Origin of the sequence: Pseudomonas batumici (genome assembly GCF_000820515.1) — a bacterium.
GTDB classification, from domain to species: Bacteria; Pseudomonadota; Gammaproteobacteria; order Pseudomonadales; family Pseudomonadaceae; genus Aquipseudomonas; species Aquipseudomonas batumici.
Genome location: NZ_JXDG01000007.1, coordinates 79,947 through 104,920, shown reverse-complemented (window position 1 = coordinate 104,920; position 24,974 = coordinate 79,947). Strand labels below are relative to the sequence as shown.

At 63.5% G+C, this 24,974-nt stretch carries 25 protein-coding genes and 1 pseudogene; 16 read left to right on the top strand and 10 right to left on the bottom strand.

Annotation, left to right across the window (positions count from 1 at the left end; all coding sequences use genetic code 11):
- Nucleotides 1–38: 38 nt before the first annotated feature.
- Both UCMB321_RS03995 and aptA read right to left on the bottom strand, forming a co-directional pair.
- Entirely contained in the window at nucleotides 39–1,532 is a 1,494-nt protein-coding gene (locus UCMB321_RS03995; RefSeq protein ID WP_040064040.1) for a CoA-acylating methylmalonate-semialdehyde dehydrogenase, read from the bottom strand.
- An 84-nt stretch (nucleotides 1,533–1,616) separates the two neighbouring features.
- On the bottom strand, nucleotides 1,617–2,966 hold the full coding sequence (aptA, locus tag UCMB321_RS03990; protein ID WP_040064039.1) for an omega-aminotransferase AptA: 1,350 nt from the start codon (nucleotides 2,964–2,966) through the stop codon (nucleotides 1,617–1,619).
- Between the two features lie 137 nt (nucleotides 2,967–3,103).
- Between aptA and UCMB321_RS03985 the strand changes: the two genes are divergently transcribed.
- The 3 genes from UCMB321_RS03985 (at nucleotide 3,104) to UCMB321_RS03975 (ending at nucleotide 5,559) form a co-directional block, all read left to right on the top strand.
- Nucleotides 3,104–4,024 carry a LysR family transcriptional regulator gene (locus UCMB321_RS03985; protein WP_040064038.1) on the top strand — a complete coding sequence of 307 codons (921 nt, stop codon included), beginning with the start codon at nucleotides 3,104–3,106 and terminating at the stop codon, nucleotides 4,022–4,024.
- A 269-nt stretch (nucleotides 4,025–4,293) separates the two neighbouring features.
- The gene (locus UCMB321_RS03980) at nucleotides 4,294–4,950 is read left to right on the top strand and encodes a TetR/AcrR family transcriptional regulator (RefSeq protein WP_425338528.1); all 657 of its coding nucleotides are present in this window, start codon (nucleotides 4,294–4,296) and stop codon (nucleotides 4,948–4,950) included.
- Nucleotides 4,951–4,971: 21 nt separating this feature from the next.
- Nucleotides 4,972–5,559, top strand: a complete 588-nt coding sequence (locus UCMB321_RS03975; RefSeq protein WP_040064036.1) for an IMPACT family protein — start codon at nucleotides 4,972–4,974, stop codon at nucleotides 5,557–5,559.
- A 336-nt stretch (nucleotides 5,560–5,895) separates the two neighbouring features.
- On the opposite strand, the gene UCMB321_RS03970 is transcribed toward UCMB321_RS03975, so the two are convergent.
- A complete protein-coding gene (locus UCMB321_RS03970; protein WP_040064035.1) occupies nucleotides 5,896–6,324 on the bottom strand; it encodes a hypothetical protein in 429 nt (142 codons plus the stop codon).
- 86 nt (nucleotides 6,325–6,410) lie between these two features.
- On the opposite strand from UCMB321_RS03970, the gene UCMB321_RS03965 reads away from it, so the two are divergent.
- The 3 genes from UCMB321_RS03965 to UCMB321_RS03955 are packed head-to-tail and all read left to right on the top strand — an operon-like array spanning nucleotide 6,411 to nucleotide 8,481.
- Entirely contained in the window at nucleotides 6,411–6,797 is a 387-nt protein-coding gene (locus UCMB321_RS03965; protein ID WP_052451066.1) for a MerR family transcriptional regulator, read from the top strand.
- Entirely contained in the window at nucleotides 6,787–7,470 is a 684-nt protein-coding gene (locus UCMB321_RS03960; RefSeq protein ID WP_040064034.1) for an SDR family oxidoreductase, read from the top strand. Before UCMB321_RS03965 ends, UCMB321_RS03960 begins: the two co-directional genes overlap by 11 nt.
- Before the next feature lie 57 nt (nucleotides 7,471–7,527).
- Entirely contained in the window at nucleotides 7,528–8,481 is a 954-nt protein-coding gene (locus UCMB321_RS03955) for an adenosine deaminase (RefSeq protein WP_040064032.1), read from the top strand.
- Between the two features lie 147 nt (nucleotides 8,482–8,628).
- Here the strand turns inward: UCMB321_RS03955 and UCMB321_RS03950 are convergent, their stop codons facing one another.
- The 3 genes from UCMB321_RS03950 to UCMB321_RS03940 all read right to left on the bottom strand — a co-directional run bounded on the left by UCMB321_RS03950 (nucleotide 8,629) and on the right by UCMB321_RS03940 (nucleotide 12,027).
- Nucleotides 8,629–10,008 carry an MFS transporter gene (locus UCMB321_RS03950; protein ID WP_040064031.1) on the bottom strand — a complete coding sequence of 460 codons (1,380 nt, stop codon included), beginning with the start codon at nucleotides 10,006–10,008 and terminating at the stop codon, nucleotides 8,629–8,631.
- A 125-nt stretch (nucleotides 10,009–10,133) separates the two neighbouring features.
- Nucleotides 10,134–10,847, bottom strand: coding sequence for an ArsR/SmtB family transcription factor (locus UCMB321_RS03945; RefSeq protein ID WP_040064029.1), 714 nt, complete (start codon nucleotides 10,845–10,847; stop codon nucleotides 10,134–10,136).
- 259 nt (nucleotides 10,848–11,106) lie between these two features.
- Nucleotides 11,107–12,027 (bottom strand): LysR family transcriptional regulator, encoded by a 921-nt coding sequence (locus UCMB321_RS03940; RefSeq protein ID WP_040064028.1) that lies wholly within the window; start codon nucleotides 12,025–12,027, stop codon nucleotides 11,107–11,109.
- Nucleotides 12,028–12,146: 119 nt separating this feature from the next.
- Between UCMB321_RS03940 and UCMB321_RS03935 the strand changes: the two genes are divergently transcribed.
- Together UCMB321_RS03935 and UCMB321_RS03930 are read left to right on the top strand one after the other, a co-directional pair.
- Nucleotides 12,147–13,160 (top strand): zinc-binding alcohol dehydrogenase family protein, encoded by a 1,014-nt coding sequence (locus tag UCMB321_RS03935; RefSeq protein ID WP_040064026.1) that lies wholly within the window; start codon nucleotides 12,147–12,149, stop codon nucleotides 13,158–13,160.
- A gap of 346 nt (nucleotides 13,161–13,506) precedes the next feature.
- The gene (locus tag UCMB321_RS03930) at nucleotides 13,507–13,686 is read left to right on the top strand and encodes a hypothetical protein (protein ID WP_040064024.1); all 180 of its coding nucleotides are present in this window, start codon (nucleotides 13,507–13,509) and stop codon (nucleotides 13,684–13,686) included.
- Between the two features lie 15 nt (nucleotides 13,687–13,701).
- On the opposite strand, the gene UCMB321_RS03925 is transcribed toward UCMB321_RS03930, so the two are convergent.
- Nucleotides 13,702–14,889, bottom strand: coding sequence for a multidrug effflux MFS transporter (locus tag UCMB321_RS03925; protein ID WP_040064023.1), 1,188 nt, complete (start codon nucleotides 14,887–14,889; stop codon nucleotides 13,702–13,704).
- Between the two features lie 98 nt (nucleotides 14,890–14,987).
- Entirely contained in the window at nucleotides 14,988–15,191 is a 204-nt protein-coding gene (locus UCMB321_RS03920; RefSeq protein ID WP_040064021.1) for a heavy-metal-associated domain-containing protein, read from the bottom strand.
- A gap of 148 nt (nucleotides 15,192–15,339) precedes the next feature.
- On the opposite strand from UCMB321_RS03920, the gene UCMB321_RS03915 reads away from it, so the two are divergent.
- The 3 genes from UCMB321_RS03915 to cueR all read left to right on the top strand — a co-directional run bounded on the left by UCMB321_RS03915 (nucleotide 15,340) and on the right by cueR (nucleotide 18,589).
- Nucleotides 15,340–15,726 (top strand): hypothetical protein, encoded by a 387-nt coding sequence (locus UCMB321_RS03915; protein ID WP_040064019.1) that lies wholly within the window; start codon nucleotides 15,340–15,342, stop codon nucleotides 15,724–15,726.
- Between the two features lie 63 nt (nucleotides 15,727–15,789).
- Nucleotides 15,790–18,177, top strand: a complete 2,388-nt coding sequence (locus tag UCMB321_RS03910; RefSeq protein ID WP_040064017.1) for a heavy metal translocating P-type ATPase — start codon at nucleotides 15,790–15,792, stop codon at nucleotides 18,175–18,177.
- 10 nt (nucleotides 18,178–18,187) lie between these two features.
- Nucleotides 18,188–18,589, top strand: a complete 402-nt coding sequence (cueR, locus tag UCMB321_RS03905; RefSeq protein ID WP_040064016.1) for a Cu(I)-responsive transcriptional regulator — start codon at nucleotides 18,188–18,190, stop codon at nucleotides 18,587–18,589.
- A gap of 36 nt (nucleotides 18,590–18,625) precedes the next feature.
- Here cueR and UCMB321_RS03900 read toward each other — a convergent pair whose 3' ends face one another.
- Complete coding sequence (locus UCMB321_RS03900; protein ID WP_040064013.1) at nucleotides 18,626–19,522, bottom strand: PA4780 family RIO1-like protein kinase; 897 nt, start codon at nucleotides 19,520–19,522, stop codon at nucleotides 18,626–18,628.
- A 345-nt stretch (nucleotides 19,523–19,867) separates the two neighbouring features.
- On the opposite strand from UCMB321_RS03900, the pseudogene UCMB321_RS31685 reads away from it, so the two are divergent.
- Nucleotides 19,868–20,956, top strand: a pseudogene (locus UCMB321_RS31685) (cache domain-containing protein); the annotation flags it as partial.
- 90 nt (nucleotides 20,957–21,046) lie between these two features.
- A complete protein-coding gene (locus tag UCMB321_RS31680) occupies nucleotides 21,047–21,814 on the top strand; it encodes a methyl-accepting chemotaxis protein (RefSeq protein WP_425338527.1) in 768 nt (255 codons plus the stop codon).
- A 147-nt stretch (nucleotides 21,815–21,961) separates the two neighbouring features.
- Here UCMB321_RS31680 and UCMB321_RS03890 read toward each other — a convergent pair whose 3' ends face one another.
- Nucleotides 21,962–22,753, bottom strand: coding sequence for an AraC family transcriptional regulator (locus UCMB321_RS03890; protein WP_040064011.1), 792 nt, complete (start codon nucleotides 22,751–22,753; stop codon nucleotides 21,962–21,964).
- Nucleotides 22,754–22,941: 188 nt separating this feature from the next.
- Here UCMB321_RS03890 and UCMB321_RS03885 point away from each other — a divergent pair, with 188 nt between their 5' ends.
- The 3 genes from UCMB321_RS03885 (at nucleotide 22,942) to UCMB321_RS03875 (ending at nucleotide 24,967) form a co-directional block, all read left to right on the top strand.
- Complete coding sequence (locus UCMB321_RS03885; protein ID WP_040064009.1) at nucleotides 22,942–23,796, top strand: MaoC family dehydratase; 855 nt, start codon at nucleotides 22,942–22,944, stop codon at nucleotides 23,794–23,796.
- 119 nt (nucleotides 23,797–23,915) lie between these two features.
- Nucleotides 23,916–24,221, top strand: a complete 306-nt coding sequence (locus tag UCMB321_RS03880) for a MazG-like family protein (protein ID WP_040064007.1) — start codon at nucleotides 23,916–23,918, stop codon at nucleotides 24,219–24,221.
- Nucleotides 24,218–24,967: a methyltransferase gene (locus tag UCMB321_RS03875; RefSeq protein ID WP_040064005.1), complete on the top strand. Its 750-nt coding sequence runs from the start codon at nucleotides 24,218–24,220 to the stop codon at nucleotides 24,965–24,967. The genes UCMB321_RS03880 and UCMB321_RS03875 overlap by 4 nt, the downstream gene beginning before the upstream one ends.
- The last annotated feature ends 7 nt before the right edge of the window (nucleotides 24,968–24,974 follow it).

Sequence of the window (24,974 nt, the reverse complement as noted above, 5' to 3'; positions counted from 1 at the left end):
GCCAGCTCCTACAGGGACCGAGTTCACCCCCCGACGGTTTACAGGCTCGGGAAAGCGAACTGCGACGCCTCATGGCTGGCACGTTGCGGCCAGCGCTGGGTGATCGCCTTGCGCCGGGTATAGAAACGCACACCGTCCGGACCGTAGGCATGCAGGTCGCCAAACAGCGAACGTTTCCAACCGCCAAAGCTGTGATACGCCACCGGCACCGGCAACGGTACGTTGACCCCGACCATACCCACTTCGATCTCGTCGCAGAACAAGCGCGCCGCTTCACCGTCACGGGTAAAGATGCAGGTGCCATTACCGTATTCGTGATCGTTGATCAGTTGCATGGCCGCTTCCAGGCTGTTGACCCGGACGATGCACAGCACCGGCCCGAAGATCTCTTCCTTGTAGATGCGCATCTCAGGCGTCACGCGATCAAACAGGCAGCCGCCGAGGAAGAAGCCCTCTTCATGATCCTTGACGCTCAAGCCACGGCCGTCGACCACCAACTGCGCCCCCGACACCACGCCCTCTTCGATATAGCCGCTGACCTTGTCGCGATGCTGACCGGTGACCAACGGCCCCATGTCCAGCCCACACGAAGTACCGGCACCGATCTTCAGCGCCTTGATCTGTGGCACCAGCTTGGCCACCAGCGCGTCCGCCACCTGGTCGCCCACGCAAACGGCCACCGAGATCGCCATGCAACGCTCGCCACAGGAACCATAGGCCGCGCCCATCAAGGCACTGACCGCGTTGTCCAGGTCCGCATCCGGCATCAGCACCGCATGGTTCTTCGCCCCGCCCAAGGCCTGGACGCGCTTGCCGCGCTTGGTGCCTTCGGCGTAGATGTACTCGGCAATCGGGGTCGAACCGACGAAGCTCAGGGCCTTGACTTCCGGCGCCTCGATCAGGGCATCCACCGCGGTCTTGTCACCGTGCACCACGTTCAGCACGCCCTTGGGCAAACCGGCTTCCAGCAGCAGCTGGGCGATCAGCAGGGTCGAGCTCGGGTCGCGCTCGGACGGCTTGAGGATGAAGCAGTTGCCGCAAACGATCGCCAACGGGTACATCCACAGCGGCACCATCGCCGGGAAGTTGAACGGCGTGATGCCAGCCACCACGCCCAGCGGCTGGAAGTCGGACCAGGCGTCGATGTTCGGACCGACGTTACGGCTATATTCACCTTTCAACAACTCCGGCGCGGCGCAGGCGTACTCGACGTTCTCGATACCGCGCTTCAACTCACCAGCGGCGTCTTCCAGGGTCTTGCCGTGTTCTTCGCTGATCAGTTGGGCGATGCGCGCCTCGTTCTGCTCCAGCAGTTGCTTGAAGCGGAACATCACCTGGGCACGCTTGGCCGGTGGCGTATTGCGCCAGGCCGGAAAGGCCGCCTTGGCCGAATCGATGGCCTGCTGGATGGTTTCGCGATCCGCCAGCGGTACCTGATGGATGACCTGACCGGTGGATGGGTTGTACACAGCGGCCGTGCGACCGGAATCGCTGACCAGTTGGCCGTCGATCAAATGTTGAATTGCGCTCATTGCGGGGCTCCAGAACAGGGGCAGACAGGAGCGAGTCACCTCGCTCCTGCACGGAATTAAGGTTGGCCTTCTATATAGGAAGGATCAGTCGAGCTTGTTCAGCACTTCACCGACCGCATCGAACAGGCGATCAAGGTCCTGCGGCTGGCTGTTGAAGGTTGGGCCGAACTGCAGGGTGTCGCCGCCGAAGCGCACGTAGAAACCGGCTTTCCACAAGGCCATGCCGGCTTCGAAGGGACGCACGATGGCGTCGCCGTCACGGGCAGCGATCTGGATCGCGCCGGCCAGGCCGTAGTTGCGAATGTCGATGACGTTCTTGCTGCCCTTCAAACCGTGCAAGGCATTTTCAAAGTGCGGCGCAACTTCGGCCACGCTCTGCACCAGGTTTTCCTTTTGCAGCAGGTCGAGTGCCGCCAGGCCCGCCGCGCACGCCACCGGGTGCGCCGAGTAAGTGTAGCCGTGGGGGAACTCCACGGCGTACTCGGGAGTCGGCTGGTTCATGAAGGTCTGGTAGATCTCGCTGCTGGCAATCACCGCGCCCATCGGGATGGCGCCGTTGGTGACTTGCTTGGCGATGCACATCAGGTCCGGGGTCACGCCAAAGCTGTCGGCACCGAACATCGCGCCGGTCCGACCGAAACCGGTGATCACTTCGTCGAACACCAGCAGGATGTTGTGCTGGTCGCAGATTTCCCGCAGGCGCTTGAGGTAGCCCTGTGGCGGCACCAGCACGCCGGCGGAACCGGCCAGGGGCTCGACGAATACCGCCGCGATGTTGGACGCATCATGCAGTTCGATCAGCTTGAGCAGCTCATCGGCCAAGGCGATCCCACCCTGCTCCGGCATGCCACGGGAGAAGGCATTGCTCGCCAACAGGGTGTGGGGCAGATGATCGACATCCATCATCGCCTGGCCGAACAGCTTGCGGTTGCCGTTGACGCCACCCAGGCTGGTGCCGGCGATATTCACCCCGTGATAACCACGGGCACGACCGATCATCTTGGTCTTGGTGGACTGGCCTTTCAGGCGCCAGTAGGCGCGCACCATCTTCACCGCGGTGTCGGCGCACTCGGAGCCGGAGTCGGTGAAGAACACATGGTTCAGATTGCCCGGCGTCAGCGCGGTGATTTTCTCCGCCAGTTGGAACGACAGCGGGTGACCGTATTGAAAGCCCGGCGAGTAGTCGAGGGTGCCCAGTTGCTTGGCGACCGCTTCCTGGATTTCCTTGCGGGTGTGCCCGGCACCGCAGGTCCACAGACCGGACAGCGAGTCGTACACCTTGCGGCCCTTGTCATCGATCAGCCAACTGCCTTCGGCGCCGACGATCAGCCGCGGGTCACGCTGGAAGTTGCGGTTGGCGGTGTAGGGCATCCAGTGGGCATCCAGCTTGAGCTGGCTGGCCAGGGAAGACGGGGCGTTTTCAGACATGTTCATGGGCGAAACCTCGCAGGGCAATAAGCAGTGCAGGAGTTGAAAGCGTTCTTGCAGCTAAGTTGCCATGGCGATAAAGTCGGTGAAATGCAACTTTTCTAATGTTCAGTCAGCCAATCACTAAACTATATGACCCCGCCATGAGCAGCCGCCGTCCCGATCCCCTGGCCCAAGTCAGCGACTTTGATATCCGCTTGCTGCGTATCTTTCGCAGCGTGGTGGAATGCGGCGGCTTTTCCGCGGCGGAAACCGTGCTCGGTATCGGCCGCTCGGCCATCAGCCAGCAGATGAGCGATCTGGAGCAGCGTCTCGGGCTGCGCCTGTGCCAACGCGGACGAGCCGGGTTCTCGCTGACCGAGGAAGGTCGCGAGGTGTATCACTCGGCGTTGCAACTGCTGGGCGCCCTGGAAAGTTTTCGCACCGAGGTCAACGGCCTGCACCAGCATCTGCGCGGCGAACTGACCATCGGCCTGACCGACAACCTGGTGACCCTGCCCCATATGCGCATCACCCATGCGCTGGCCCAGTTGAAGGAGCGTGGGCCGGATGTGCAGATCCAGATCCGCATGATCGCGCCCAACGAGGTCGAACAGGGCGTGCTCGACGGCCGCCTGCATGTCGGCGTGGTCCCCCAGGCCAGCGCCTTGTCGGGCCTGGAATATCAACCGCTGTACAGCGAGCGTTCGCTGCTCTACTGCGCGGTGGGGCATCCGCTGTTCTATGTGGACGACAAGCAACTGGACGATGACCGTCTCAACGCCCAGGATGCCATCGCCCCGACCTTCCGCCTGCCGGCCGAGATCCAGGCGCATTATCAGGCGCTCAATTGCACCGCCAGCGCCTCGGACCGCGAAGGCATGGCCTTCCTGATCCTGACCGGACGCTATATCGGCTATCTGCCCGACCACTATGCCAGCCTCTGGGTCCAGCAAGGTCGGCTGCGCGCGCTCAAGGCCGGCAGCCGCTTCTATGACCTGAGCCTGGCCTCGGTGACGCGCAAAGGCCGGCGTCCGCACCTGGTACTGGAAAGTTTCCTCGAGAGCCTGGCGGCGACCCGTTGAAGATATCCACCGCTCTGAAAACACAGCGCCCCTTGTAGGAGCCAGCTTGCTGGCGATGAGCTCAAGAGCGCCGCGTGGTTTCAGATACCCCGCGTTATCGTTGACGTCCATCGCCAGCAAGCCGGCTCCCACATATCCGAGCGGCGTAAATAATGGCCCTGAAAGCGACCGAATCGCCCCGTATCAAGGCTTTATATGATGACAGGACTTGTCTGAACCCCGTGGGTACGCTATCTGTGCACGGGTTACACCCACAGACCCGCTCGGAACTGCCTATGACCGTTGAAGCCCTTGCCCTTGCCGGAAAGCCCGCCAGCCGAATTCGCCAGAAAAACCAGGAAGCGATCATCAAGGCCGCCGAAGACGAATTCGCCCGCCATGGTTTCAAAGGCACCAGCATGAACACCATCGCCCTGAACGCCGGGCTGCCCAAGGCCAACCTGCATTATTACTTCACCCACAAGCTGGGCCTGTATATCGCGGTACTGAGCAATATCCTCGAACAGTGGGACAATACCTTCAATCACCTCAGCGCCGATGACGACCCGGCCCAGGCCCTGACCCGCTACATCCGCGCCAAGATGGAGTTCTCCCGTCGCCAGCCACAGGCCTCGCGGATCTTCGCCATGGAAATCATCAGCGGCGGCGAATGCCTGACCGAGCACTTCAACCAGGACTACCGCACCTGGTTCCAGGGCCGGGCGAATGTGTTCCAGGCCTGGATCGATGCGGGCAAGATGGACCCGGTCGATCCGGTGCACCTGATCTTCCTGCTCTGGGGCAGCACCCAGCATTACGCCGACTTCGCTACCCAGATCTGCCGGGTCACCGGTCGCCCGCGGTTGACCAAGCAGGACATGGAAGACGCCAGCGACAACCTGATCCGTATCATCCTCAAGGGTTGCGGCCTGACGCCGCCCCTCTGATCCACGAAGCCGAATCCCCGTATGCCTTTTACCCTTGCCGGCGTTTGCGAATACCGAGAGGAAATTCGCAAAAGCCGCTTTATCACCCTCGCCGCCCCCATCACCAGCGTCGCCGAGGCCCAGGCCTTCATCGAGCAACACAGCGATCTGGATGCCACCCACAACTGCTGGGCCTGGAAGCTGGCCGACCAGTACCGCAGCAGCGACGACGGCGAACCCGGCGGTACCGCGGGCCGGCCGATCCTGGCCGCCATCGAGGCCCAGGACTGCGACCAGGTCGTGGTGCTGGTCATCCGCTGGTACGGCGGCATCCAGTTGGGCACCGGTGGGTTGGCCCGCGCCTATGGCGGCGGCGCCAACAAGTGTCTGCAGAATGCCGAGCGGTTGCCGCTGATCAGTCGGGTTGCCCTGAGCTGTGCCTGCGGCTTCAGCGAACTGGCGCTGGTCAAACTGCGCGTGGCCGAGCTGGGTGGCCTGATCGTGGAAGAACAGTTCACCGCCAATGGCGTGGAACTGGAGCTGGCCGTGGGCGAAGCCCAGATCGATACGCTGCAACGGCAACTGGCCGATCTCAGTCGCGGACGCATTCTCTTGCAGCGCCAGGCGTAAGCGTCCTCGGCCCCTCACCCGGAACACACCAGCCGGTTGCCCACAGTCACTGTGCACCCGGCTGTGGATAACCTGAGCACATCCGGCTGTACCCCTTCTGCAACGTGGCTTTGCGGCCGCTGATCAGTTTTTGTCCAATCACCCTCCAGCCGCGCAAAATCATCCAGTAAACAGCGAGTTACCGGGGTTTATCGCGTTTGGAAAATAGCCGAATGACCTTTATAGCCGAGCCTCGAGCTTGCACACAGATACTGTGGAGCAACCTGTGGATAAGCCGTGCAAGGGTGGCCGGGTAGCCGATCCGGCCAAGCCTGCGGAGATTTGATCGTTTTTTGATCAGGTCATATCAGCCAATATGGCCTGATCGGATGTCCCGCGCACCGGCAATAACTGCGCGATCCCCCAGGCCAGTTCAAAGAACAGGAACACACCAATGATCATGCTCGCCCCCTGGCTCAGGGCGTAAGCCTGCCAGGTTGCGAACAGCATCCGGCCCACCGCGTCATAACGGCCGAATGTCCGTTGCGGGTCGCGGATGCGCAATATGGCCCAGACACAAACGATCGAGCCCAGCAGGTTCGCCATCAACAGGTGCACGGGTGCGAACGGCGGAAAGCTTCCGGGCAGGTTCAGCGCCGTGGCCAGCGCCAGCAGGGCGGCGTGCAGGGCGAAAAAACTCCAGGGCGTGACAAAGCCCGCCGTGACGATCAAGTCATACCAGGCGCTGGCCCGAACCAGTCGACGGTACTGTTCTGTGGTCCACATGCGCTCTCTCCATAAACATTCGAGGAGCACAGAGGCTAAAGCCTGGAGTATGCTCCAAGGTCAAGTCCTTCCGGAGAGCGACGGGCATGCGTATCGGTGAGTTGGCGCGGACCTGTGCCGTCAGTTGCGACACCCTGCGTTTCTACGAACAGCGCGGCTTGATCAAAGCCCGACGTAGCGCCAACGGTTATCGGGACTATCCTCCCGAGATGGTGCAACTGGTGCAGTACATCAAGACCGCCCAGCGCCTGGGCTTCAGCCTGGGTGAAATCGGCAGCAGCGTCGCCGGGCTGTGGAACGCGCCGGATGCCGACAGCGCCGTGACGCAACTGCTGCAAGACAAGCTGGTGCTGATCGAATCGCGCATCGCCGAACTGGGCGAATTGCGTCTGGAATTGCAGCATCGCCTGCAACAAAGTTGTCCATTGAGAACCGGACTTTCATCTGACAAGGAGTTTGCTCATGAACCCTAAAAACGCATTGATCATCGGTGCTTCCCGAGGCCTCGGACTCGGGCTGGCCAAACAACTGCTGGCCGACGGCTGGAACGTGACCGCCACCGTGCGCGACGTGCACAAGGCCGATGCCCTCAAGGCCCTCGGCCCGGTACGGATCGAAGCCCTGGACATGGACGATCAGGCAGCGGTCAGCGCGCTGGCGCAACGCCTGGAAGGCCAGGTCTTCGACTTGCTGTTCGTCAATGCCGGCGTCAAGGGTCCCGAGGACCAGAGACCGGGCAACGCCTCGCTGGCGGAGATCGGACAGCTGTTCATGACCAATGCCATCGCCCCGGTGGCCCTGGCCCAGCGCTTCGTCGGCCAGATTCGCCGGGGCAATGGGGTCATCGCCTTCATGAGTTCGGGCCTGGGCAGCGTGACCACGCCCGATGCGCCGGAGCTGGCCTTCTACAAGGCGAGCAAGGCGGCGATGAACTCCATGGTCAGCACCTTCCTGAGCGAAATCGAGGCGCCGACCTTCACGGTCTTGTCGATGCACCCGGGCTGGGTGAAAACCGACATGGGCGGCGAAGGTGCGGACATCGACGTGGCGACCAGCGTCCGTGGCCTGATCGACCAGGTCAATGCCTATGCCGGCAGGGGCGGACATCACTTCATCAACTACAAGGGCGAGACGATTCCCTGGTAAGTGTTTCAACAGACACCTGTAGAATGTGCACCATCTGCACCTGATGAGAAAAAAACCATGTACGACTGGCTCAATGCCCTGCCCAAGGCAGAACTGCACCTGCACCTGGAAGGCTCGCTGGAGCCGGAGCTGCTGTTCGCCCTGGCCGAACGCAACAAGATCGCCCTGCCGTGGAGCGATGTGGAGACCCTGCGCAAGGCCTATGCCTTCAACAACCTGCAGGAATTCCTCGACCTCTACTACCAGGGCGCCGACGTGCTGCGCACCTCCCAGGACTTCTACGACCTGACCTGGGCCTACCTGCTGCGTTGCAAGGCGCAGAACGTGATCCACACCGAACCCTTCTTCGATCCCCAGACCCACACCGACCGGGGCATCCCCTTCGAAGTGGTGCTCAACGGCATTACCGCGGCCCTCAAGGATGGCGAACAGCAACTGGGAATCAGCAGCGGCCTGATCCTCAGCTTCCTGCGTCACCTCAGTGAAGAGCAGGCGCAAAAGACCCTGGACCAGGCGCTGCCGTTCCGCGACGCCTTTGTCGCGGTCGGGCTCGACAGTTCGGAAATGGGTCACCCGCCGAGCAAGTTCCAGCGGGTCTTCGATCGCGCCCGCGCCGAAGGCTTCCTGACCGTCGCCCACGCCGGCGAGGAAGGTCCGCCGGAGTACATCTGGGAAGCCCTCGACCTGCTGAAGATCCAGCGCATCGACCACGGCGTACGGGCCATCGAGGACGAGCGACTGATGCAGCGGATCATCGACGAACAGATCCCGCTGACCGTCTGCCCGTTGTCGAACACCAAGCTCTGCGTGTTCGACCATATGTCGCAGCACAACATCCTCGACATGCTCGAACGCGGCGTGAAAGTCACGGTGAACTCCGATGACCCGGCCTACTTCGGCGGTTATGTGACCGAGAACTTCCACGCCCTGCACACCCACCTGGGCATGACCAAGGAACAGGCCCAACGCCTGGCGCAGAACAGCCTGGATGCGCGGTTGGTCAAACCCTGATGCTCAGGGTCTGACAAACACCACCGAACTGTAGGAGCCGGCTTGCTGGCGATGGCGTCCAATCAGACGATGCAAGGCTGACTGCCCCCATCGCCAGCAAGCCGGCTCCCACAAATCCGCGTATCCCACAAAGGACCGGGTTCGGCCTTATATCCGCACCACCTCGCTCAACTCCTCCAGCGCCTTGCCCCGGGTCTCCATGCCAAAGCGCCAGACCAGCACCGCCGCCACCGCGAAGCACAGTGCCCCCAGGGCAAACACCCCGCCCTGCCCCGTCACCGGGAACACCAGCCCGGTCACCAGCGGCCCGAGCAACGAACCGATCCGTCCCACCGCCGAGGCAAAACCGGAGCCCGTGGCCCGCGCCGAGGTCGGGTACAACTCCGGCGTGTAGGTGTACAACACCGCCCACATGCCGAACAGGAAGAACTGCATCAACAACCCCGAGCCCACCAGCAAGCCGACATTGCCGCCAAACACCGCGCTCTGCCCGTAGAAAAACGCCATGACCCCACCACCGAGCAAGGTCACCACGCACACCGGCTTGCGCCCCCAACGCTCCACCAGCCAGGCCGCCATCAGGAAGCCCGGAATCCCGCCCAGGGAAATCAGCACCGTGTAATACACCGACTGCGTCACCGCGAAACCCGACTGCTGCAGCAAGGCACTGAGCCAGGAGGTCAGGCCGTAGAAACCGAGCAAGGCAAAGAACCAGACGCTCCAGATCATCATCGTGCGCTGGCGGTACAACGGCGACCACAACTGTCGAAAGGCCGAAAGGAAACTCGGCACACGCTCCACGCCACGGGGCAGGCGCACCGGGACCGGCAGCGTCGCGTGCCGGAGCGACGTGCGCACCCGCTCCTCGATACCACGCAGCACCGTGTCAGCCGCTGCATGTCGCCCGGCCTGTTCCAGCCAGCGCGGCGACTCCGGGATGAAAAAGCGAATCGCCAGGACGAACACCGCCGGTATCGCCAACACCAGGAAGATGTCCCGCCAGCCCACCAGCGGCAGCAGGAAATAGGACAGCACCCCCGCCGCGACAAAGCCGAGGGGCCAGAAGCCGTCCATCAACGCGATATAGCGCCCGCGCCGCTTGGCCGGAATCAACTCCGAGAGCATCGACTGGGCAATGGGAAACTCCATGCCCATGCCGAACCCCAGCAGGATGCGAAACAGCGTCAGCGTCTCGACGGTCTGCGCGGTGGAGCACAGGTAACTGGCCACGCCCCAGAGCACGATGCTCCACTGGAACACCGGCTTGCGCCCGAAACGGTCGGCGAGCAGGCCCGACAGCGAAGCCCCCACCACCATGCCGAAGAAGCTCGAACTGGCCAGCAAGCCGGCCTGGGCGCTGCCGAGGGCGAACTCGGTTTTGATCGAACCGAGCAGGAAGGTCATCATCGCCAGGTCCATGGAGTCGAAGAAAAACGCCAGGGCAATGATGATGAAAATCCATCGGTGATAACCGCTGATGGGCAATCGTTCCAGTCGTTCCGCCGCACTGTAGCCTTGAGCTTCCATGGGATATCCCTCGATTCGAATCTTCGATCGAGTGTGCGGTATCGTCGGGGGGAGCGGTTTCTGGATACGACCTGTTCGCAGTCTTGAGCGACGCCCGCCGCATCCATGCGGCAGGCCACCGGGACTCAGCCGGCCATTTCGAGCTCGATTTCACTGGCCAGTTTGTCGATCTGCCGCTGCCCGAGGGCGGAAACCTGCAAGGCCCGGGAGTCTTCCCGCAAGGCCAGCCAACCCGATTGCAGGAACAGTTGCAGCAACCCGGCGCCCAGCGCGCCACCCAGGTGGGGACGGCGTTGCACATCGTGGCAGACACAGGCGATCTCGCGCTGCCCATGGGCCAGCGCCTGGATGTACAGGCCGCGCTCAGCCAGACGGGCAGCGCCCTTGCTGGTCACCCGCAGCCGCAACTCCTGCTGTTCGATCCAGCCCGCCCCGAGCAGACGCTGGTAGAGCTCGCAGGCCAGTTCGCCTCCCAGGTGGTCGTGGCAAATCCGGGCATGGCGCAGGGCCTCGGCATCCGGTGCCAGGGCCTTGACCGCATGCGCCATGGCCAGCGGCGCACTGGCCAATGAAGCGCTGGCCAGGGCCTGCACCGCCGTGGCGATTTCCGGGGCGGCGAGCCGGAAGAAGCGCTTGCGGCCCCGCTCCTCGGTACGGACCAGGCCGCCTGAACTCAGGCGCGCCAGGTGGGCACTGGCCGAGGACAGCGACAGGCCCGTGCACAGGGCCAACTCATCGGCAGCCCGCGCGCTGCCATCCAACAACGCCCACATCATCGCACTGCGCTTGGGGTCGGCAAGCAACGTGGCAATCTGACTGACGCAAGGTGCATATTCCATGTCTTCACTCCCTGTTGAAACATTGATCTAACGCACACGGGGCATACTGAGGAGTAATCCCGCCCAAGCCAAGGCGCGAAAATGCCAAAAAGCGGGCGATTCTTCGTCGTTTGGCAATCAACGGCGGCGAATGAAACAAAATGCGTGATCCGCCGAAAGGATATTGGATCCAATGCAAGCAGCCTAAACCACAATGTCCCCGGAGCCGACCTTTATTCCTGAACGGGTTGTAACAGAACCTCTTCGAGATCGGCGTGTCTCATGCACGGGAAACCGGCGCCAGGCGCCCCAGCTGCGCGCATCGCCGGCTCAACATCTCGCGCAACAGGTTCACCGGCTTACTCAATTGGGCGCGATGGGCGCACAACAAATTCAGCGGCGCGCGCTCACAGCGCAGTTCCGGCAGCAGCACCCGCAGACGTCCCGCGAGGACATCGGCCGACACATCCAGCCAGGATTTGTAGGCGATCCCGGCACCGGCCACCGCCCAGCGCCGCACCACATCGGCATCGTCGCTGAACCGATCACCGCTGACGGTCAGGCCGACGTCGCGCTTGCCGTCGTGAAAACTCCAGTGGTCATGGACCCGGCTGTTCAGCATATAGAGCAGGCAGTTGTGCTGTGCCAGTTGCGCCAGCGTGTGGGGCTCGCCGTGCCGCGCCAGATAGCTCGGTGCCGCGCACAGCACGCGGCGATTGTCCGGCGCCACGGGCAGCGCCACCAGGCTGGAGTCCTCCGGTTCGCCATAACGCAAGGCAATGTCCACCGGCTGGCGGAACAGGTCGGCAATGCGATCCCCCAGCAGCAGACGCACCGTCAGTTGCGGGTGTTCGCGCTGGAACTCGTCCAGCCAGGGCAGCAGCAGGTTGCGTCCGAAGTCCGAGGGTGCCGACAACTGCAGGACGCCGCTGACCTGGTCCTGACCGCGGGCCAGCAGGCGGCGCCCCTCATCGAGTTGGCTCAACGCCGCCCGGGCATATTCAAGGAAGCCCTCGCCTTCGGCCGTCAGTCTCAGGCTGCGGGTCGAGCGCGCCAGCAGGCGCGCGCCCAGTTGCTGCTCGATGCGCTTCAGCGCGGCGCTGGCCACCGCCGCCGACATGTCCATGACCCGCGCCGCCGCCGACAGGCTGCCGAGGTCGGCGGCACGGACGAACAACTGCAAGTCGTCGAAACGCAGCATGACGGGCTCCGGCATTATCAAAAAAATATTGAAAGAGACTGCTGTTTTAGCCGGTTTTATCTCCAAGGGAAATAGCCAATCATGGCGCCATCGAAATCACTGCCCCCTGGAGTGCCCCCATGAAAGCCATCGCCTTCTACACGTCCCTGCCCGCCCACGACCCGCAGTCCCTGCAGGACATCGAGCTGCCCGCCCCGGTCGCCGGCCCCCGCGACCTGCTGGTGGAGGTCAAGGCCATCTCCGTCAATCCGGTGGACACCAAGGTCCGCCAGTTCATGCCGCCGGAAAACGGCGAGGCCAAGGTGCTGGGCTGGGACGTGGCCGGTGTGGTCAAGGCGGTGGGCAGCGATGTCAGCCTGTTCAAGGTCGGTGACCGGGTCTTCTACGCCGGCTCCCTGACGCGTCCCGGCGCCAACAGCGAACTGCACGTGGTGGATGAGCGCATCGTCGGGCGCATGCCGAACAGCCTGGGTTTCGCCGAGGCCGCCGCCTTGCCCCTGACCGCCATTACCGCCTGGGAGCTGCTGTTCGAGCGCCTGCAGATCGCCGAGGACAAGGCGGATCAGGGCCAGAGCCTGCTGATCGTCGGCGCCGCCGGTGGCGTGGGTTCGATCCTGACCCAGCTCGCCAGCCAGTTGACCGGCCTGAAAGTCATCGGCAGCGCATCGCGCCCCGAAACCCAGGCCTGGGTGAGGGCGCTGGGCGCGGACCTGGTCATCGATCACCGCCGGCCGTTGAGTGAAGAACTCAGGGCCCACGGGCAGGCGCAGGTGACCCATGTCGCCAGCCTGACCCAGACCGACAGCCACCTCGACCAACTGGTCGAAGCCCTCAAGCCCCAGGGCAAGCTGGCCCTGATCGACGACCCGAAGGGCCTCGATATCAGCAAGCTCAAGCGCAAGAGCCTGTCGTTGCACTGGGAGTTCATGTACACCCGCTCGATGTTCGAGACCGACGACATGATCGAACAGCACAACCTGCTCAACCGCGTCGCCGAGCTGATCGATGCCGGGGTGTTGAAAACCACGCTGGGCGAGCATTTCGGCCAGATCAATGCCGCCAACCTGCGCCGCGCCCATGAATTGCTGGAAAGTGGCAAGGCCAAGGGCAAGATCGTGCTGGAGGGGTTCTGAGTCGAATTCCGCACGCCTGTCGACCTGACAACACCCTCCCCCTGTAGGAGCCAGCTTGCTGCGGGCGGCGTTCCGACGATGAGGCCCGCAAGCCTTGCATCGTCTGAGCGGTCGCCATCGCCGGCAAGCCGGCTCCTACAGGAGGTCGCGGCGTGTCCGGAGTCGGGGGTTTATGAGAAAGGTTTGCTCCCGCAAAAAATAGAGCAACCACCAGTCAGATGTTTGAGCCGTGTCATTTTCCGGTAGGAAATCCGCGCTACACTCGAGTCCTCACTGCTGTTTTGGTTTTATGCAGTCATTTTCAAGAAAACGAGAATGAGCCGTTACCAACAGGAGGAAGTACGCAATGAAGATACTGGTTAAAGAACTGACCAGGCCCCACGGCAATCAATGGCAGGTCCGCCTGGACCAGCACGTGGTGACCTTCCGTAGCGAATCCGAGGCCCGCGCCTTTGTCAGCACCCTGCAAGCCAGGCTGCAGGCCCCCCACGTTTTTCCCGACCGCCAGCAACGCGCCACAGGCTGACCCCACGTCGGGGACCTAGCCCTGGATGACTCGCGCGTTCTTTACACGGCGGGTCGACACGGCCAGCGTAACCACCAGCACACCGCACAGGCTGATGACCAGGGCCATCGGTACGGCGCTGCCATCGTGCAGCACGCCGACCAATGACGCTGCGGCCGCTGCCACGCCGAACTGCAGGCAACCCAGCGTCGCCGAGGCACTGCCGGCGCGCGCGCCCTGGCCGTTCATGGCACAGGCCGAGGCGTTGGGCAGGATGCAGCCCAGGCTGGAAATGCAGATGAACAACGGCACCAGCAAGGGCCACAGTTGTTCCGTGTGCAGGCTGCTGATCCCCAGCAGCGTCAGGCCGGCCAGCAGGTAAACCCACACCGCGCGCGCCAGCAAGAAGGCCGGGCCGCGCTTGGCCAGCAAGCGGGCATTGACCTGTGCCGTCAGGATGAAGCCCGCCGCATTGCTGCCGAACAGCCAGCCGTAGTGCTCGGCCGGCACCCCATAGAGCTTGATGAAAACGAACGGTGAACCGGCGATGTAGGCAAACATCCCAGCAATCGCAATGCCGCCGGTCAGGGCATGGCCGAGGAACAGGCGGTCCGATAACAGGCGACCGTACTGGCGCAGCGCGCCCGACAATGGAGGACGCGGCTGATGGGCCGGCAAGCTCTCGGGCAGGCCGAAGGTCACGGCGATGCCCGCCATGGCACTGAACAAGGTCAGGGCGATAAAGATCGAATGCCAGCCATAGAGGTTGACCAGCACACCGCCGAGCATCGGTGCCAGGATCGGTGCCAGCCCCACCACCAGCATCAGTTGCGAGAAGACCTTGGCCGACCCCACTGCATCGCATTTGTCGCTGACCACCGCCCGGGAAATCACCATCCCGGCGCAACCGCCCAGGGCCTGGACGAAACGCGCGGCAATCAGCCACTCCAGGCTAGGTGCGAAGGAGCAGGCCAGGGACGCGACGGTGAACAACCCCACGCCCGCCAGCAACGGCACCCGCCGACCGAAGCGATCGGCTACCGGGCCGTAGGCCAACTGGCCGATGGAAAGGCCGAGGAAATACACGGCCAGGGTCAGCTGGACATGTTTTTCATCGGTCCCGAAGGCCGTGGCCATGGCCGGAAATCCCGGCAGGTAGAAGTCGATGGCCAAAGGCGCGAAGGCGCTCAGGGCTCCGAGAATCAGGATGGTTCGCAGGTTCATCAGGTGTCCAGGGAAGATCGGCGCGGGCGGCTAGTCTAGCGGCGCGAAGCAGCCTTGAACATTCTGATAGGTCGCTAACTATTAAAAAACCTGCATTGTCAGTTGGCCAGCTTCGCCTCATAACCTTCTTCGCTGATCGCGCTGAGCACGTCCTCCGCCGACAGCCGACTGCTGCTGACCCCCACCTCCTTCGCCGCCAGGTCGACCCGCACATCGGCCGCCGGATCCCGGGCCTGAACCGCCTGGGTAATGGCCCGTACACAGTGGCCACACGACATACCCTGGACATTGAAGACTTGCATGACACGGCTCCTTTCATTGGGGAATGCCTGGAGTTTCAAGCTTGCCACTATGGCAAGGTCAAGTTACTGGCGACACTGCCGGGCTGGCATTTAGCGCGGGCCTGCGCCAAGCTTCGGCATCGACGATCAAACCGTAGGAGATTCAGCCATGCGCTGGTCAGTTTTCAGCCTGTTCGGCCTTCTCAGCCTTTTCGGTGCGAGCCCCTTCGCCAGCGCGGCCGGAGAGAACTATGCCGTGCTGATCATTTCTCGCGAGCGCCTGGAAGTGTCCACCTCCTGCGAAATCGGCATCTATCTCCAGGATCAGTTGTCCGGGCGGCTGTTCCAGGAACAGTCCACCTCGTTCAACCTGCCGCCGGGCAATGTCTCCGTCCGCCTGAAATCCTTGCCGGGGCAGGCCCCCGGCTGCAACGCCGGCATGCTGGCCACCCCCGAACAGGTGATCCGGCTCAACGGTGGGGAGGTGCGCAAGTTCGCCATCGTCGGCGGCCCGGAAGGCCTGCGCTTGCGACAAGTGTCGTTGGGTTATCAATAACGGCTTGACCTTGCCAAGGTGGCAAGGTTGATGCTGTGGGCAACTTCTCCAGGAGTATTGCCCATGCTCGAATCCACCCTCTTCGACCTGCCGATCGCCGGCATGACCTGTGCCAGTTGCGCCGGTCGCGTCGAGCGCGCCCTGAGCAAGGTGGCGGGTGCCAGTGCCGTCAGCGTCAACCTCGCCACCGAACAGGCCCGCGTCCAGGCCCCGGCCGATAGCCTGCCGGCGCTGCTCAGTGCCGTCGAGCAGGCCGGCTACCGCGTGCCCACGCAAACCCTGGAACTGGATATCGCCGGCATGACCTGCGCTTCCTGCGCGGGCCGGGTAGAACGTGCCCTGACCAAGGTGCCGGGCGTGCAGCGGGCCAGCGTCAACCTGGCCAGTGAGCGGGCCCATCTGGATCTGCTCGGCCAGGTCGACCCCGGCGTGCTGATCGCCGCGGTCAGCAACGCCGGTTACGGCGCCAGCCTGCGGCAGGGCGAGGTTGCCGTCGCCCGGGACCAGGCGCGGCGCCTGGGCCGTGAGCGCATCGCCCTGCTGCTGGCGATTGCCCTGGCCCTGCCGCTGGTGGTGCCGATGCTGGTCCAGCCGCTGGGCTACCACTGGATGTTGCCGGCCTGGCTGCAATGGGCCCTGGCAACACCGGTGCAGTTCATCTTCGGCGCGCGTTTTTATGTGGCGGCCTGGAAAGCCGTCAAGGCCGGGACGGGCAACATGGACCTGCTGGTTGCCCTCGGCACCAGCGCCGGCTATGGCCTGAGCCTGTATCAATGGGCCAATGCCGGCCCGGACGGCATGCCCCATCTGTACTTCGAAGCCTCGGCGGTGGTGATCGCCCTGGTGCTGTTGGGCAAGTACCTGGAAAGCCGCGCCAAGCGCCAGACCGCCAGTGCCATCCGCGCCCTGGAAGCCCTGCGGCCGGAGCGAGCGATCCAGGTGGTCGACGGCCGCGAGCAGGACGTTGCCATCAGTGCCCTGCACCTCGATGACCTGGTGCGGGTCTTGCCCGGCGAACGCTTCCCGGTGGACGGCGAGGTGGTCGAAGGTCGCAGTCACGCCGATGAAGCGCTGATCAGCGGTGAAAGCCTGCCGGTGCCCAAGCAGCCGGGCGACAAGGTCACCGGCGGCGCCATCAACGGCGAAGGCCGGTTGCTGGTGAGAACCCGGGCGCTGGGCGCCGAAACCGTACTGGCGCGGATCATCCGCCTGGTGGAAGACGCCCAGGCCGGCAAGGCACCGATCCAGAAACTGGTAGACAAGGTCAGCCAGGTGTTCGTCCCCACCGTCCTGCTACTGGCCCTGGCAACGCTGATCGGCTGGTGGCTGCTCGGCGCGCCGCTGGAGACCGCGCTGATCAATGCGGTGGCGGTGCTGGTGATCGCCTGCCCCTGCGCCCTGGGCCTGGCAACGCCGACGGCGATCATGGCCGGCACCGGCGTGGCCGCCCGCCATGGCATCCTGATCAAGGACGCCGAAGCCCTGGAGCGCGCCCATGAAGTCCGCACCGTGGTCTTCGACAAGACCGGTACCCTCACCTCCGGCGCGCCGCGCATCGCTCACCTGGTCAGCGCGGACGCGGATGACGATACGGCGCTGCAACTGGCCGGTGCTCTCCAGCGCGGTAGCGAACACCCCTTGGCCAAGGCGGTGCTGGACGCCTGCGCGGAACGCGGCCTGACGCCGGTGGATGTCAGTGACAGCCGCGCGCTGAGCGGGCGCGGCATCGCCGGTCGTCTCGGCGAGCGCACCCTGGCCCTGGGCAATCAGCGTCTGCTGGAGGAAAGCGGCCTGGATGCCGGCGTCTTGGCGCAGGCGGCGAGCGCCTGGGAAGCCGAGGGCCGGACCTTGTCCTGGCTGATCGAACAAAGCCCGCAACCGCGCGTGCTCGGGCTGTTCGCCTTCGGCGATACCCTCAAGCACGGCGCCCTGCAAGCCATCGCACAGCTCAAGGCGCGGCAGATCGGCAGCCACCTGCTGACCGGTGACAACTGCGGCAGCGCCCGGGTGGTCACCGAAGCCCTGGGCATCGACGATGTTCACGCGCAGGTACTGCCGGCGGACAAGGCCGCCATCGTCGCCGAGCTTAAGCTCAAAGGTGTGGTGGCCATGGTGGGCGACGGCATCAACGACGCCCCGGCGCTGGCCGCCGCCGATATCGGTATTGCCATGGGCGGCGGCACCGATGTCGCCATGCACGCGGCCGGCATCACCCTGATGCGCGGCGATCCGCGACTGGTGCCGGCGGCCCTGGAGATCAGTCGCAAGACCTATGCGAAGATCCGGCAGAATCTGTTCTGGGCGTTCGTCTATAACCTGATCGGCATTCCCCTCGCCGCCTTCGGCCTGCTCAACCCGGTACTGGCCGGAGCGGCCATGGCCTTGTCCAGTGTCAGCGTGGTGAGCAATGCATTGCTGCTCAAGACCTGGAAACCCGAAGACCTCGACTGAAGGAGTTGTCATGAACATCGGCCAAGCAGCCCGCCAGAGTGGCCTGAGCGCGAAGATGATTCGCTACTACGAGTCCATCGGCCTGCTCAAGACCGCCAGCCGTACGGACAGCGGCTACCGTTTGTACAGTGCGCAGGATTTGCACAACCTGGCGTTTATCAAGCGTTCCCGCGACCTGGGCTTCTCCCTGGAGGAGGTCGGCAAGTTGCTGACCCTCTGGCAGGACCGCCAACGCGCCAGCGCCGACGTCAAGGCCCTGGCCCGCCAGCATATCGATGAATTGAGCCGCAAGATCGAGGAGCTGGCCAGCTTGCGCGACACCCTGCAGGATCTGGTGGAACACTGCCAGGGCGACCATCGGCCCGATTGCCCGATCCTCAAGGATCTGGCGTCGGGGGGCTGCTGTCAGTAAAAAATCCGGCCGAAGCCGGATTTCTCCCTTACCCCTTTACTGCTGCATCCACGGCGGAGGCGGCTCCTCGGTCTTGCTCGGCGGCCGGTCATCCGCTGCGCGGATCGCCTGCCGGCGCTCTTCGTCCAAACGCGCGGCTTCGATCTCGCGCATGACACTGCCGACATCCGCCAGCTCTTCCGGATCGTCGAACTCGCCCGTCAGGACGCTGGCCGGATGCAAGGTGCCGGCCTCGTACAATGCCCACATTTCCTTGGCATAGCGCGTACGCTTGAGCTCCGGGGCAAAACGCCCGAAGTAGGACGCCATGTTGCCGACGTCACGCTCCAGCATGCTGAACGCATGGTTGTTGCCCGCCGCATCCACCGCCTGGGGCAGGTCGATGATCACCGGCCCCTGCGGCGTCAACAGCACGTTGAACTCCGAGAGGTCACCGTGCACCAGACCGGTACACAGCATCAGCACGATCTGGGAAATCAGGAACGCGTGATACTCGCGCGCCTGTTCCGGCTCCAGGACCACATCGTTGAGGCGTGGCGCGGCATCGCCGTACTCGTCCGCCACCAACTCCATCAACAGCACGCCTTCCAGGAAGTCGAACGGCTTGGGCACCCGCACACCGGCATTGGCCAGACGGAACAACGCCGCCACTTCCGCGTTCTGCCAGGCGTCCTCGGCTTCCTTGCGCCCAAACTTGGACCCCTTGGCCATCGCGCGTGCCTGCCGGCTGTTGCGCACCTTGCGGCCTTCCTGATACTCGGCCGCCTGACGAAAACTTCGTTTATTCGCCTCCTTGTAGACCTTGGCGCAACGTAGCTGGTTGCCACAGCGCACCACATAAACCGCTGCTTCTTTACCACTCATGAGTGGGCGCAGCACCTCGTCGACCAGACCGTCCTCGATCAGGGGTTCAATGCGTTTTGGAGTCTTCATCAGCTTTTATTGGGGGTCCTTTATTGCCAAACACGCGAATGTCACTCGTTATACGGCAATCCTCTCACAGCGGGGAGAGGATGCCGACCTCGAATACTCTCCAATGCACTCAATGTGCCAGATTATTCCGACGAACAGGCCAGGAAAAAATCAGAATATGCGCCCCGTACCTCAACTTTTTCCCGCACCAGCCGAAGCGCTCTGAGACAGAGGCATTTTTGTCGGACAATCGATCCACCACCAGCGAAACGGATTTTCAGCGCACATCACACTTTCACAGCTGCCCTATTACAGACCGCACGTGCCCGGCACGCCCGGGGTCTACAAGAAAAATCTGGAGCGCGGATGAACATCAAGCAGAAACTGACCTGGGCGTTTGCAATCATCGCCTGTTTGCCGGTGGTACTGGTCGCCACCCTGGTGGTCCTGAACCTGCGTAGCGAAGCGCGCAGCAATTTTGTCGACGGCAGCGGCCGGGAGATCCGCCAGGTCAGCAACGCCATGCAACTGTTCTTCGACGGTGTCAGCCAGAACGTCGAATACCTGACGAACCAGCCGCTGATCAAAAACTCCGATGGTGCGATCAAGAGCTACATGAGCGCCGATGCCGCGCAAATTGCTCTTAACGAACAGGACAAACAGATCTACGACCTGCTCGAGGGCATGAGACAGGCCCATCCGGCTTATTCCTACGTGTCCTACGGCGTTGGCAACGGTGGCTACGCCTCCACGCCGGCCGACCCGAAACTGGCCAGCTACGACCCTCGCGTCCGTCCCTGGTACAAGACCGCGATAGCCAGTCCCGGCAAGACCCTGCGGACCTCCGCCTACTACTGGGCCCCCGACGACGCCGTGATGATCGGTACCGTGCGCACCGTGGACAACAAGCTGGGCCCCCAGGGTGGTGTAATCGGTGTCGACGTGACCCTCAAGCAGCTCACCGAGATCGTCAAACAGATCAAGCTCGGTGACAGCGGCTACCTGATGTTGATGGAGAACAGCGGCAACCTGCTGGTGGACCCCAAGCAGCCCGAGCACAACTTCAAGGCGCTGGGCAGCCTCGGCAGCGGCTATGCCGACCTGGCCAAGGCCGGCAAGGGCCTGGTGGAAGTCGACCTCAACGGCGAGCACTACATGGCCAATGTCTGGCCATCGGAGCAGTTGGGCTGGACCTTCATCGGTCTGATCAAGCAAAGCGAAGTGATGAGCTCCGCCAACCAGTTGACCTGGCTGGTGGCAATCATCGCCGCCGTGCTCGCGGTGATCTTCGCCATCGTCGGCGCTAGCTTCGCCAGCCTCATCGTAAGGCCGATCCGCAGCGTGGCCAGCGGCCTGGAAGGCATCGCCCAGGGCGAAGGCGACCTGACCCAGAACCTGCAGATCCGTGGCAGCGACGAAACCGCGCAGTTGGCGAACTGGTTCAACCAGTTCCTCGGCGCAATCCGCAGCCTGATCCAGCATATCGGCCTGTCGGCGAACAAGATTCTCGATTCGTCACGGAACTCCACCCGGGTTTCCGGGGACATGGCCGACGCCGCCGGGCGCCAGCGCGAGGCGGTGGACATGGTCTCCACGGCCTTCCACGAGATGGTCGCCACCGCCAACGAAGTCGCGCGCTCCTGCAGCCAGGCCGCCGAATCGGCCGACAGCGGCCAGCGCCAGGCCCGTGAAGGCCAGCAACAGATCGATGCGGCGGTCAGCAGCGTCGACCAGTTGAGCCACGAGATCGAACAGTCGGCCCAGTCGATGCAGCAACTGGAGAGCGACAGCAACAATATCCAGTCGATTCTCGGCACCATTCGTTCGATCGCCGAACAGACCAACCTGCTGGCGCTCAACGCCGCCATCGAAGCGGCCCGGGCCGGTGAACAGGGTCGCGGCTTCGCGGTGGTGGCCGACGAGGTGCGGGCCCTGGCCAAGCGCACCGCCGACTCCACGGCGGAGATCGACGGACTGCTGGGCAACCTGGCCAAGCGCACCAGTCAGGTCGCCCAGCAGATGCATGCCAGCCTCGAGGTGTCGCAGGAGTCGGTGAACCGCATCGGCCTGGCGCGCACCAGTTTCGGGCAGATCCGCGAATCGGTGGACGTGATCCGCGACATGAACACCCAGATCGCCACGGCGGCCGAAGAGCAACACCACGTGGCCGAAGACATCAACCGACATATCAGCCAGATCCATGGCGATGCGCAATTGGTGGCGGAACTGGCGAACTCGGCGCGGCTCGATTCCCAGGGCCTTGCGGGGCTGTCCAGCGAGCTGGATGCCTTGGTCAAGCGTTTCCGGACCTGAGGCCCCGCCCCACCTGTAGGAGCCGGGCTTTCGGCGATGAGGCCAGCAAGTCTTGCATCGATCTTGCGGCCGTCATCGCCGGCAAGCCGGCTCCTACAAGTGACCGCGTTGAGCAGGGGACGTATCACGTATCCAAAGTTCCTCCACTCAGTGGCGGAACAGCTCCCCAGGCGTATAGCCGAACAAGCCCTTGAATGCGGCGATAAAGGCCGACGTCGAGTCATAGCCACAGGACAGCGCGGCGCGGGTCACGCTGTCGCCCTCCTCCAGCACACTGAGCGACGACAGCAATCGCGCCCGCTGGCGCCAGCCACGAAAACTCAGGCCCGTCTCACGCTGAAACAGCCGCATCAGGGTTTTTTCCGACATCCCCAGGCGCTCGGCCCACTGCCCCAGGGTCACGCCCAGCTCGGGGTTTTCAATCAATTCGTTGCACAAGCCTAGCAAACGCGAATGACGCGGCAACGGCAACGAGAACCCCACCTCCGGCAGTCCCGCCAACTGATCCAGCAACACCTGCACCAGGCGCCCTTCGCTGCCGCCGTCCTCGGGATACTCGGCCGGCAGCAGGCAGAAACTCTTGATCAGCTCCCGCGCCAGCGGCGTGACTTCCAGCACCCGGCAGCGCGACGGCGCCCACTGGCAATCCTCGCGACGCACATACAGGCTGCGCATTTCCGCGCGCATCGAGGTGACCACCTCATGTTCCAGCCCCGCGGGAATCCACACCCCCCACTGCGGCGGCGCGAAGAAGCTGCCCTCGGCGGTGTGCACGCCCAGCACTCCGCTGATGGCATAGGAAAACTGCACCCAGTCATGACGATGACGGGGCGTCCACGACCCGGCGTTCAGGCTCTCGGCCCGGGCATACAGCGGGCGCGGCAGGGACGACAGCAGCGGAATCTGGCGTTGGGGACCACGTTGTCCGTTAGTCGGCATGAATAGACCTTATGTCGCAGGACGGCTTGCAGCTGCGACCTTAGGCCAAGCCATCCATTCTGACAATGCCGTCGCGGCCAACACGGCAATACGATGCAATGAATACACCCTATTATCTAAAGAACATTTCCCATAAAAATGAAGGATCTTTCCTACAAGAAAAGCGACTACCCACTGGGAGCCCGCGCATGGCCGTGAACTGGCAATACCTGACCGCCGCGCCCAGCCTGCCCGCGCTGTACCTGCGCGCGGCCACGCGGCGCAAAATCACCGGTCGGGACTTGCCTGATCAAGGGCTACGCAGTTGGGTGACCGTCGATGCCCAACGCCTGGCCGCGTATCGCCGGGTCTGCGGTTTTCCCGATAACGGCCCAATGCCGGCCACCTATCCTCATGTGCTGGCCTTGCCCCTGCAATTGCAGTTACTGACGGCCAGGGATTTCCCCTTCCCCCTGGCGGGTCTGCTGCACCTGAACAATCGCATCCGCCTGCTGCGGCCCTTGGGTGGCCCGGGCAATCTGCGGATCGGCGTGCGGGTGCGCAACCTGCAGCCCCATATCCAGGGCGCGACCTTCGATCTGCTCACCCAGGTCGATGATGCCCTCGGACCGCTTTGGGAAGCCGAAAGCCGGCTACTCTGCCGGCGCATCACGCTCGATGCAAAGCCCGCGACGCCCAGCGAGGCAGCGCCCTTGCCCTTGACGGAGCTGTGCCGCTGGCAGGTTCCCGCCGATATCGGTCGACAGTACGCCAGGGTTTCAGGCGACTACAACCCGACCCATCTGACGGCCCTGAGCGCCCGCTGGTTCGGGTTCCCCCGAGCCATCGCCCATGGCCTGTGGAACAAGGCCCGGATCCTGGCCGCCCTGCAAGCACACCTGCCGAGCGCGAATATCGAGATCGAGGTGGCATTCAAGAGACCGGTGCGCCTGCCCGGCGAAGTCGTTCTATGGGCCAGCGCACCAGGGTCGAACGGCGCATTCCGCTTGTCCGGTACCAGGGGGCTGGAGCATCTGATCGGCCTGTGGCGCCCCATCGCCTGACACCGCGCCTACCCGTCCTGACGAATATTTCATCTTCGCCAGGTGTTATCCCTACAGCAAGGCCCTTGCTTCCCGTTCTCATCCACCGGAAGCTAGACGCCTTGAAGGAGAACACCCGCATGAACCTCGATGAACTGACCCAACGCCTGCACGGCATCCGTGACCGCAACGACTGGAAAGCCTTCCACAGCCCGAAGAACCTGGCCATGGCCGCCAGCGTGGAGATGGCCGAACTGGTGGAGATTTTCCAGTGGCTCAGCGAGGATCAGTCCCGCCAGCTGCCGCCGGAAAAGCTGGCCCATGCCGGGCAGGAAGTCGGCGATATCGTCCTGTACCTGCTCCTGCTCTGCAGCGAACTGGGCTTGGACATGAACGAGGTGGTCCGCGCCAAGCTGGCCGACAGCGAACGGCGCTTCGTCCAATGAGCGACCGTCATTTCGATCAGTTGGCGACCCGTTTCGCCGAGAAAATCTACGGCGGGGCCAAGGGCGCGATCCGCCTGGCGGTGCTCCAGGCGGACCTGACCGAGAGCCTGCCGCAGCGCCCGTTGCGGGTGCTGGATATCGGTGCCGGCCTGGGCCATATGTCGTTGTGGCTGGCCGAACGCGGTCACCAGGTGACCCTGGCCGAACCCGCCGAGCCGATGCTCGAGGGCGCGCGCCAGCGCTTTGCCGAGGCCGGACAAAGCGCGACGTTCATCCAGGCACCGTGGCAGGAGCTGCTTGGCCAGCTCACCGAGCCTTATGACCTGGTGCTCTGCCACGCCGTGCTGGAATGGCTGGCCGAACCCCATGCGATCCTGCCGGTGCTGCATCAGCTGTGCAAAGCGGATGGCTGGCTGTCCCTGGCCTTCTACAACCGCGATGCACTGGTCTACCGCAACTTGCTCAAGGGCCATTTCCGCAAGATGCGCAAGAACGACATGGCCGGCGAAAAACAGAGCCTGACCCCGCAACGACCGCTTGATCCGCGTGAGCTGGCGGCGCAACTTGAAGGTCTGTGGCGGGTCGAAATACAGAGCGGGGTGCGGGTTTTTCACGACTACATGCCGGTTGAATTCCAGGCCCGCGCCGCGCTGGCGGACCTGTTGGAAATGGAACTGGCCCACCGTCGCCACCCCGGTTTTGCCGGGCTGGGACGTTACCTGCACTGGATCTGCCGTCCGGTCTGAATGTGGA